This window comes from Ruegeria sp. YTSA108 (genome assembly GCF_059610185.1).
On the sequence record NZ_JBXWND010000026.1, the window covers coordinates 1 to 10,457 of the forward strand.

The window sequence follows — 10,457 nt, forward strand, 5'->3', positions numbered from 1 at the left end:
TTCGATGTGCTGAAAGGCAACTCGATCCAATGCTGGCATCCAGGGCTAACGCCTGAGATCTGGCAAGTGTTAGCCCACAACGCACCCTCCAGGTAGCGGCCGCCGCCGTCTAGAGATCAGATTAGATGCCGTTCGCCATTTCTTGGTGCGGTGTGTTTGCGCGACGGGTGACAAACCAATGCTTTGTCCATTCGGCACAAAGGCCACGTTTAACCAGAAGCGCCCTTATATATTTGGATTAGTGGTTGGCGGTACTGGTTCTCAATAGACTTTATTATTCTGTCACTGGAGAAAACAACATTAATGACCAGCCCAATATTGACAGGAGCATCCGGTGACGATCTCATTCAAGGGCTCGCATTTCCCAAAAGATGTGATCTTGCACGAGGCGTTTTTCTATCTGCGCTACTCAGTGTCGTATCGGGATCTGGAAGAAATCCTGGCTGAGCGCAGAGTTAAGGTTGATCACGCGACGCTGAACCGTTGGATCGTCAAATATGCGCCATTGATTGCCGACAAGGCACGTCGCCATAAGCGAAACTGCGTCCGCCTCTGCAACGCTCGATGGGATTGAAGTTGCGCAGATGATCAGAAAGGGTCAGTCCGGAGTCGGAATCTGCCCGTCCAAGCAGTTTGCGAACCAAACCGCTTGAACTTAGTAAATTCCAACCAGCCCTTACACTTTAGAGAATTTTGCGACAAAGCCGCTAAGATCATACCGAACTTGCGAATTCGGGCCAACGGCGGCTCTTCCCGCAATACGCGGCGGGAAGGGCAGAGTAGATGAACGGCAGATTCCTTTCGCGAGCTGTTAGTTCGTAGACCCGCCGATTTTGTGGCTGCGGCGAATGTCTCCTTTGATGAGCTGCAGCGCAGTGGTGGGACATATCTGCCAATGGCAAGTTCGGGCGGCCCGTTCATTTGCACACAGCGTCTGGCAAAATCGCAAAGGTCAGCTACAGTAGCCAATGTTCAAGCGCCCGCTTCAACACAATGCTTTGCTGCTACCTAACAGTTGCGTGAGATTTCGGGATAGGTCTAAAAAAGTTATGCCCTCCTAGCAATCTCAATTCAATACTGAAGAATATGAGTAATTTGGCGGAGATTTAAGTGCGACTTAGCGTGGGCATCGCTGTGTCAATTCTGGTGGCTGTGTCTATCGGAGTGTCGACCTTTATTGTCCATTCCCTATGGTGGACGACTGCGCGCGACAATAGCCGCATGCTTGCAGCTGAAATCAACGGCCAGATAGCGAACACTGTCCGCATCGAGGTGGGGGTGACGCTTAGGTCGGCCGAAGCCGCTTGGGCAGCCGTTCGCACGATCTTTGTCCAGAACGTCATCGCGACGCGACAGGCCGACAAGCGCGAGTTTGTTTTTCTGTCGCAACTGCAGGCGCAGCCGAATATCTCATGGATGTTCTTTGGCTGGCCCGATGGCAATTTTTTCGCGTCGCACCGTCTAGGTGACGGCGGGCTTGAGATGATTGAAATCGACAAGGGGATCCGCGACCGAATGCTGCGGAAGGATCGCTATATCTTTATCCCCGGTGACATTCAGTTCGAGGAGCGGACCTTTACTGAAACATCCTATGATCCGCGCGAACATGCCTGGTTTGAAAACTTCATGGGGCTCAGCTCTGCGGGGTGGATCGAAACGCACGACCTTCCGGATAGTAAAAAAACCGTTTACGCCTTTGCTGGTCCGATAGACGTCAACCGAACGCGGCAAGGTGTTCTGGCCGTTGCAATCGAAACGGATCGTTTGTCACGTTTTCTCGCCACGCTTGCCCCCGGCGAATTCGGCGCGGCATTTATTCTGAACGCTGACGGCAAAGTTATTGCAGTACCTGATGCAGAAGCGGATGAGATTACCCCGGCGCGCATGGGCGAAGGGAAGCTTTATGAAGTTGCCATGATCTCAGGCGAAAGGTTGTTGGCAGATCCCCAAGCGAATGCCCAAGGCACGTTGACGAAACGTGTCGTCATCGACGGCGTGCCTTATGCGGTGGCGCTGACGCCACTGGGGTTTTACGGCTGGCGCGTTGCCACGGTCATACCCGAAGCGGCGTTTCTGTCGAGCATCGATGAAGCGCTGATAAACTTGATATACGTTTTGATCGGTGTGGTGATCGTCGCAACCGGGCTGGCGATCTGGCTGATCCGAAGCATTGTCGCAAATCCGTTGGCACGCATCGCCGAAGATCTTGGCAAAATCGAACGCTTTGACGTCGAACGCATTGAGCGCAGACCCTCCAGACTGTCTGAGCTTGCCAATCTTTCTGCGGCAACCGCGAGCATGGCCGCTGGTTTGTCCGCTTTCCGAAAATACGTGCCCACCGATCTCGTGCGTATGCTGGTTGCTGAGGGCATCAAGATACAGCCGGGCGGAGAAATGAAACAGATCTCTGTGTTGTTTTGCGATGTAGCGGGTTTCACAGGGCTGTCCGAAAAACTTGGCCCAAATATTGTCCAGCTGATGGAGCCCTTCTTCAGCGCAGCCTCTGCGGCCATTACTCAAAACGGTGGGACGATCGACAAGTTTATTGGCGATGCCGTGATGGCGTTTTGGGGGGCGCCGCGTAAAGATGCCAACCACGCTGAAAATGCTTGCCGCGCAGCGCTGGACCTTGTCGCTGCCGTGGGCGCGTCCGGAATTGAAGATGAGGCCGGCAACCCCCTACGCGTCAGGATCGGGGTGAACAGCGGCGAGGCTCTGGTCGGAAATATCGGATCAGAGCAGCGGTTGAACTACACCGCGATTGGTGATGTCGTGAACGTTGCCAGTCGGTTGGAAGGGGCCAACAAAGACTATGGAACGCTGATCCTGATCGGGCCGGAAACGAGGCGACAGGCCGCTGACGCAATCGTGGTCCGTGAGTTGGACACGCTTACGGTGTTTGGACGTGTTGAAGAGCTGGTGGTCTACGAACTGATCGCGATGGCGGATGGGCGTGTTGGATCATTTGCCTGGATAGAGGCTTATGAACAGGGCCTTACACATTATCGGACAGGGCGGTTTGAAGAGGCCGTTGCCGCATTTGCGGCCGCAGACCAGGCGCGAAACGGAGACCCCGCCTCAGTCGCCATGATGGCCCTCGCCCAAGACCTGTTAGACAGGCCGCCAAAGGAAGGCTGGCGTGCGGTTACTAGCACCAACAAGAACCAGTAGGAAACTTCCGTTAAAGTTAAGGGGCTTCGGGAAAGTCCGACAAGTCTCGCGTTGTGTGTGCTCAGCGCCGGGGACTTCGCTCTCGCAGTGAATGTCCGGAAAGTGGGTTGCGACCGCGGCATCACCACCCGGTAGCCAATGTCCGGATTGGGCCGTCTAGGAAAACGACCCTGTGGCTCTAAATTTCAAAAGCTTCCGCGATGGCCAATGTGTTCTCCAACTCTAGGCCAGAATACCGAACCGTCCTATCCATTTTTGTATGTCCAGGCAGAAGTCGCTTATTGCGCAGATTGTCAATGTTTCTGCAGATCTGAGTAACCTTGGTTCACCTCTTAGAATGCGTTCCCTTGGTGCTCGCCTCAAGGTCTATGGGCTTCACCCATTCCCGGACAATCCGCAAATACTGGCGGGTCGAGACGAGCGGGCGCTCATGAATAGCGGAAATTAACATGCCCGTCGTTTGCTAATGTCACTAATACTCTTAAGGTGAATGGAGCCTTAGGAGGCCTTAATGAAAAACCTAATTTTGATCTCGGTCTTGGCCGCTACTAGTACTGCGACCAGTGCCGAGGAGCAACGCATCGAGCTTAATAATTTCTATCCGCTTTCTCAGGAAGACTTTGACCTTGGTGATCATATTTTTCACATCGCCGACAACAAAGGAGGATTTGAAGTTATCGAAGGTCCTGTTGACGGCGGGCTTGCTCGATGCCTTGGATCGGGGTTCGGTTACCAAGATGGGACCAACTCAATCTCCGGAATATGCATTTTTGGTGAGGGCGAAGACACTTTCACGATGCGTTGGAAAGCAGGTGAAAAAGGCGCGGCAAACTCTTGGGAAATTATCGTCGGAACTGGGCGCTATGATGGGATGACTGGCGAGGGCATAGCCACGACGGACATTGTGTCGATGTACCAAGCACTACCTTTGAGGCGAACCCACATAGTAGGAACCGTGGAAATCCCTGAGTGAAATGTTGTCCCTGAGTTTATGACGGGTAGGGCCGTTGGATTGATCGTGGGAAGCAGGGCATGGGAAAACGTTACTGTTGCTCCAATGTTCGGTAGGTGATGGCGTCAGACATCATACACATCACAGAGAGCAGCATTTCGCGGTTGCCGACGCAATGTAAGCCGTCCCAACAAAGCGCTCTTACTTCGAGGCCTTGAGTTGTTCGTCCAGATCAGAGAACGATGCGGCCCAGAATTCTGCCAGGAACGCTGAAACCTCCTGTTCTGAGATTTCCGACCTATTGCCCTCGGCATCCGTCGCTTGACCCATTGTGTATCGCAAGTCGGTGCCGGTGTTCGTTTGCGTCAGCTGATATGTCTCGGGCAGGCTTACTCCAGTGCGCGCCGGATCCTGGATGCAGGTCGAGAAATAATCGAACGGTTCCCAATCAGTGATGCGATAGAAAAAGTCCGCCAATTCGTGAGAGCAATGATAGCCCGACCCATTGCCGAGACGCCCTTGTGGGCTGTCGACGGTGATTTCCTGTACACGGTTCATCCATTTCAGCTTTAGTTCCGGCGCGACCAACGCCTCCCAGACAACTGCAATTGGGGCATCGAAATGATGGAGGAACGTCCAAACTCCGTCTTCCTTGGTCAAGAAATGGCGTTCGCGGTTGGCACGCAAACGTTCCCAAGATTTAGCCAAATCGTAGACTTTCATCGAAACCTCGCCAAAATGTTCGATGTCCTGTGAAAACGGTTCCACTATGCCTTTGATATCCATGGCGTTTGCAGCGGCCTCGCTAAACAGCGCGTAACTGCGTACACCGGTGGCTTCAACAACGTTCGTCTTGGCCATTCGGTGGACCAGAACAACGTCGGCGCCGGAAAAGTCTTTTACCGGGCCAAGTTGCATTTCTTCGAACTGGCCATGATGGGTGATAACCTTCAAATCCAGCCCTCCGACATTGGCACACGCGTTGCAGGTACAGGTTGTGTTGGCAATTATGTCCTGCCGACGAAGAGCAAATGCGTTGTAGAGATTCTCGCAGATGGTCAGGAAGGTCTCGCCGGAGGGGAAATCCTGCCGGGTTGAATATGCCAGAACGGCATCGCCTTCGGTTTTCCAGAAATGGAGCGGATCACCCACCTGTTCGACCAGTACGCCCAGCAAGGAATGCAAAATCGGATTAGCGTGATCCATTTCCGAAGTGGTCAAAAATTGTGTGTAGCCGGAAATGTCGGCGATCAACAGATATCCAGTTTGTGTTGACATGGCACGCTCCCCAAAAGAGTGTTTGGCGCGGTTATTTTGACCTACAAAGGGTTCAAAACCACTTTGGGTCCAAATGCGCCATAGACGGTCATCATGGTGTGTAGGCTGGAGCTCAGACGCAAAGTTGCCGGTGAGAGCCCGAAGTGGTTACCAAGTTCCCGCAATACAGCCCCTAAATGGCGCCGCCGCTATAGCGACGTCACTACGCCCATCCGAGTTGTTTTAGAGAGTGCCCATCATTCCAGATTTTGGTCATTCGGGCGATCTTATCACCTTCAAATTCCATAACGTAGGCATAGTTGGTTGCGATTTCTTTGCCGGTGGCAGGAACTGGTCCACCTTCACCGGTTTGTTTGCCGCTGAATACTGCTGTGGCCGTTACGATGTTGCGTTCGTGATCAGTCGAGAATGAGGTGATGTCGTAATTGCCATCTGGGATTGGGGTCAAAATTCCCGCCGTCCAGGCTGTATAATCTTCGATTGTCGAGATATCGGCCAATGCGTCGGCTTCGCATGTAAAAGTGGCACCGTCCTGACAGTATGTCTTGCAGACGTTCCAGCCTTTGCCTGTTTCGCATGCATCAAAGAAGGCCATAGCCGTTTCGGAAATACTCATCGTGCTTCTCCTATCCCTGTTTCACTAGCGTCCAGCGCGTCGTTGCCTTCAATTCCGTCTGGATGGGATAGTTTTAGAACATTTATTTTAAAAAATCAATTTTAAAATAAATGAGGGATGAACTTCACTCGCGAATTTCCCTCATGATCAAGTCGTAAAAGTTTGGTATCACGTGCTTTTTTTCGTCGTGCCGCCCATACAAGACGGTCCCGTGAACGCAAAAAACCACAAAGCTTGCAAGCTGCGCTGTGTCCTTTTCCGCCCCGATATCTCCATCCGCCTGGGCATTGCGAAGAGCAGTTTCAACCAATGACTCGACTTCTGCGCAGAACGCGCCCACTTGCTTTGCGGCTTCAGGACTTATCACATGCTTTTGTGCAAGGTGGTTCATCATCAGGCAACCCTTGTATTCCGACTTGGCGGCCCCCAAAAAAACGTTTCGGAGAAACATTTCGACGCCCTCTAAGTTAGGGTTGTCGATCAAAATACGATAGCGCGGCCCGATAACATGATCGCGGTAATGATCCAAAGCTGCTGAGAACAATCCTTCCTTGTCTCCAAACTCCTTGTACATGCTGGCCGTGTTCAGCCCGGTTTCGCGGACAACGTCACTTATCGATGCAGCTTTGTAGCCGTTTTGCCAAAAAACACCCATGGCTTTTTCAACTACAGCTTCGCGTGAATATGATCTTGGTCTACCCATCGGAGCATATTAAAATGATCATTTAAAAATCGCAACACGTACCGTCTGAGCAATATCAGAAGAAACCGTTACGAGGGTAGAATCTTCGTGAGCTGCCACGATTTGCATGGTGCGCTCTTACATTCCAAATCGCAGGCAAGTAGTTGATTTGTCATTGCTCCGTGTAGCGAGAATGCTCCCGCGTTTTCTCAAATTGACGCCAGGATTGACCGCCTTTTTATTGTTCAAACCAACTGCAGAAAATGCGCGGCTCAATTTTCGCATTCCAGCGCGGCCTTCAATGACCGGTTCGATGAAATTCGCTGAGTGGCAAAGTTCCGATGGTCGAACGAGCCTACCCTGACCTAGGCCATTTGCACGAGCAATGCTGCATGATTTACAGCCTGGTCGCGTATCCCTGAAAATGTGAATCCTGACGCGTTTAGGTATCTCTGTAACGAGCGTCGGCTCACTCCCATTTCATCTGCCACGCATTGGACCGTTGCCCTACCGTCTCGTGCCAAATCGAGCTTTGGTTCGGGACTGAATGGACCACTCGTGGCGCGCTATTGTTCGCGTAATCTCCAACGTGGAAATTCGACCTATTTGAGTGCAAGGTAATTAAGGGCTGCATTTGGAGGAATACGTTTTGATGGAATTGAGTTCTGACTCTGGGACTTCCCCAGAATACTCCAAAACGCTGGAGGACTTTGACCTGGACCTCGCAAAGTCTGTCTTTTTCGGCAATTTCAGCGACGGAATCAATGCATGCGTAGAATGTTGTGATGCCCATTTGCAGGGCAATCCCCTGGCATTGAACTGGATTGCATTGGACGGGCACCATGAGACCCGCAACTTTGTAGAGTTGCGCGATGAAGCTGCGTGCTTCGCCAATTTGCTGAAGAAACAAGGCATCCGACCCGGCGATATCGTGGCGGGTCTGTTGCCGCGCACCCCGGATCTTGTGACAGTTGTTCTCGGCGCCCTCCGGGCAGGTGCGGCCTATCAACCTTTGTTTACAGCCTTTGGGCCCAAGGCCATTCAGGACCGTTTGACCATGAGCGGCGCGAAGATGGTTGTGACTGACGCCGCGAACCGCAAAAAGCTCAACGAAGTGGAAGGTTGCCCGCCTGTCGCGATGATTGCTGACACGCGACAAGAGGTTGTTGGGGGAGACATTGATTTCCGCCGGGCAATGGCCTCGCAATCGCCTGAGTTCGTCCCGGTATTGCGGAACGGCGATGACCTGATGTTCATGATGGCGACATCTGGAACTACAGGTCCCGCAAAAGGAGTTCCCGTGCCCCTAAAAGCTCTGCCTGCCTTTAGATCTTACATGATCGAAGGGATCGGTCTGCGGCATGAGGATGTTTTCTGGAACATTGCCGATCCGGGCTGGGCCTATGGTCTATACTATGCGTTGATCGGCCCGCTACTATTGGGTCATGCAACCACTCTGGTCGAGGGACCATTCACAGTGGACAGTACATATGACGTGATTTCGAGATTGAATGTGACTAACTTTGCAGGCGCGCCTACTGCGTTTCGACTAATCATCGCCGCCGGAACCGAGCGCGCGTCACAGCTGCGCGATCAGATCCGGTGCATCAGCAGCGCAGGCGAGCCGCTAAACCCCGAAGTCATCCGCTGGTTCGAGGCCGAAATGAATGCGCCGATTAAAGATCACTATGGGCAGACCGAAACGGGTATGCTGGTGAATAATCATCACGGGCTCGAACATCCGGTCCGTCCGGGATCGGCCGGCTATGTTATGCCGGGATACAGGGTCGAGGTTCTGGCCGAGGATGGCAGCATCGCCGATTTCAGTGAGCCTGGTCAATTGGTCGTCAACATCGCGGATTCACCTCTCTTGTTCTTTAGCGGCTACCTGAACAAGGGCAACAAATCGATCGAGAACGGATACTATCTTACCGGGGACACGGTGGAGCGGGACGAACACGGATGTATCACTTTCGTAGGGCGGAACGACGACGTCATCACCTCTTCGGGGTATCGCATCGGACCGTTCGACGTTGAAAGCGCCCTGATCGAACACCCTTCTGTGACGGAGGCGGCAGTCGTAGGCGTGCCGGACAAGGAACGGACCGAAATAGTGAAAGCGGTAGTCGTACTGGCGGAAGGCACAGAAGGTAGTGAGGCGTTGGCTGCAGAGCTGAGGGATTATGTCAAACAGCGCCTTTCTGCACACGCCTATCCTCGGCTTATCGAATTCGTCAAAGAACTGCCGAAGACACCCAGCGGCAAAATTCAAAGGTTCCTGCTCCGAGAAGCGAGTGTCGGCGCCACTTGATCTAGCCTCTCGAAGGCAAGCTTCGTCGTTCAAATACATGGCAATTCTGCTGGGCAGCGAACGGCGACTTAGTCCGCACTGTGTGAATTGACCGTTCCAGCCTCGCTGCGCTGCACCAATGGCCGGTTTCATCGCCGCGTCACAGCGCCAGATTTCGAGCGCATGCAGCATTTCTTCCGTAGCGAGCGCGCACCGCGAAAAATCACAATGACCGGGTTGGGCCGTTCGTATCGATAACGATAATGGGAGCCATTATCGTTACTGGTTTGCACTCGCAAACTTATCATTCACCTGCACGCAGTGCTGTATTAAGTGGTCGGCTACGGCAACTTTTGCAGGTATCGAGGTGGCGCACATGATCCGCAAAGGCCAATTCAAGCCTGGACTCTGTTCATTCAAACAATTCGCTGAGCTGACCGTCTAGCTCCAATCCGATCGTTAAAACAGCTCGTCGTGCTCAAAATTTTGCAACAAAGCCGGCTACGTCCCGATCGGTGAGTGACTTTGGGCTGCAATCTGTTTTTGTAGCAAATCCCGAGCCTGCCGTCTCGTTACCGGGCTCTAGGTTTCAGCCGACATATCGGCTTCCACCCAGAACACCCCAGCATGATCTCCCTGACGCAGTAGTCCCTGAACCGTCTCTTGTGAGCCGGCGCAGGGGTTTTGAGTCATGGTCGGTCCATAACGTGGTGATCTGCCCATTATACAGAGTGGCCTTTCAGTTTTGAAGCGCAGCAGTTACCGGCATTACATCGCAGCCGGACCTAAATTCTCCCGCATTCCAGAATAAGTAGCATTCAGCTGGGCTAAGATTGCCAAGTGGACAAGCGATATCATAAATAATTTCCGCAAAACCCTCGATGATAACCCCAAACCCTGCCGCGACAATGATCACGGAACCAATGAGGTATCGACCATCTTCTTCAACTTGACCAGGCATTTGGTTTTCTTGAATTGACCCCAATTCAGGCGAATACCGTCTTCGATTGCGTATCCACCAGTATCAGTTCCGATCACATTAACATCCGACAAATCCCAGCTCCAATTCGGGTTTATTGCGGGATACTGCTGAGTGGCGGACAGGTTATTTTGACCCAGATGGCGCTCTGAAGGTAAAGCGAAGCCAAAGCCGGAAGAATTGGTGGTTTGGTAGGTATTGGCCATCCCATCAGCGTGATTGACTGTTTGCGAAACTGATGAGTGAACTTTGTGCGCAAACCCGCGTTGGCTATGGTCACGCAACGGACCAGCGGTGGACGTTCCGGCACTCAGGACAATGGCGAATGCGGTGACGGATGTAATCAGTGTCTTTTTCATTTCTTGGTCCCTCTAGGTAGAGCGTGTCTGATACGCTGTAGGTGGAACCAATTTGGAAATTTGAGGTTCGGATTTATTGCGCTGACAGGTCAAGGTTTTGAGAAAAGGCTTCAAGTTGACGCCTATCCCC

General features: G+C 52.6%; 7 protein-coding genes and 2 pseudogenes. 5 read left to right on the top strand and 4 right to left on the bottom strand.

Annotated elements, in window-relative coordinates; all coding sequences use genetic code 11:
- Positions 1–334: 334 nt before the first annotated feature.
- From AC2FHW_RS19625 to AC2FHW_RS19635, 3 genes and pseudogenes are all read left to right on the top strand, one after another.
- Positions 335–538, top strand: a pseudogene (locus tag AC2FHW_RS19625) (IS6 family transposase); the annotation flags it as partial.
- 572 nt (positions 539–1,110) lie between these two features.
- A complete protein-coding gene (locus AC2FHW_RS19630; protein ID WP_282022518.1) occupies positions 1,111–3,171 on the top strand; it encodes an adenylate/guanylate cyclase domain-containing protein in 2,061 nt (686 codons plus the stop codon).
- Positions 3,172–3,682: 511 nt separating this feature from the next.
- A complete protein-coding gene (locus AC2FHW_RS19635; protein WP_282022517.1) occupies positions 3,683–4,144 on the top strand; it encodes a hypothetical protein in 462 nt (153 codons plus the stop codon).
- 180 nt (positions 4,145–4,324) lie between these two features.
- On the opposite strand, the gene AC2FHW_RS19640 is transcribed toward AC2FHW_RS19635, so the two are convergent.
- From AC2FHW_RS19640 to AC2FHW_RS19650, 3 genes are all read right to left on the bottom strand, one after another.
- On the bottom strand, positions 4,325–5,401 hold the full coding sequence (locus AC2FHW_RS19640) for a DUF2652 domain-containing protein (protein ID WP_281973968.1): 1,077 nt from the start codon (positions 5,399–5,401) through the stop codon (positions 4,325–4,327).
- Positions 5,402–5,603: 202 nt separating this feature from the next.
- On the bottom strand, positions 5,604–6,017 hold the full coding sequence (locus tag AC2FHW_RS19645) for an ester cyclase (RefSeq protein ID WP_142640397.1): 414 nt from the start codon (positions 6,015–6,017) through the stop codon (positions 5,604–5,606).
- A gap of 124 nt (positions 6,018–6,141) precedes the next feature.
- Complete coding sequence (locus tag AC2FHW_RS19650) at positions 6,142–6,672, bottom strand: TetR/AcrR family transcriptional regulator (RefSeq protein ID WP_496814697.1); 531 nt, start codon at positions 6,670–6,672, stop codon at positions 6,142–6,144.
- A gap of 841 nt (positions 6,673–7,513) precedes the next feature.
- On the opposite strand from AC2FHW_RS19650, the gene AC2FHW_RS19655 reads away from it, so the two are divergent.
- Together AC2FHW_RS19655 and AC2FHW_RS19660 are read left to right on the top strand one after the other, a co-directional pair.
- The gene (locus tag AC2FHW_RS19655) at positions 7,514–9,010 is read left to right on the top strand and encodes an AMP-binding protein (RefSeq protein ID WP_496679864.1); all 1,497 of its coding nucleotides are present in this window, start codon (positions 7,514–7,516) and stop codon (positions 9,008–9,010) included.
- A gap of 316 nt (positions 9,011–9,326) precedes the next feature.
- A pseudogene (locus AC2FHW_RS19660) lies at positions 9,327–9,434 on the top strand (IS6 family transposase); the annotation flags it as partial.
- Positions 9,435–9,901: 467 nt separating this feature from the next.
- Here AC2FHW_RS19660 and AC2FHW_RS19665 read toward each other — a convergent pair.
- The gene (locus AC2FHW_RS19665; RefSeq protein ID WP_142640394.1) at positions 9,902–10,327 is read right to left on the bottom strand and encodes a hypothetical protein; all 426 of its coding nucleotides are present in this window, start codon (positions 10,325–10,327) and stop codon (positions 9,902–9,904) included.
- Positions 10,328–10,457 lie beyond the last annotated feature (130 nt).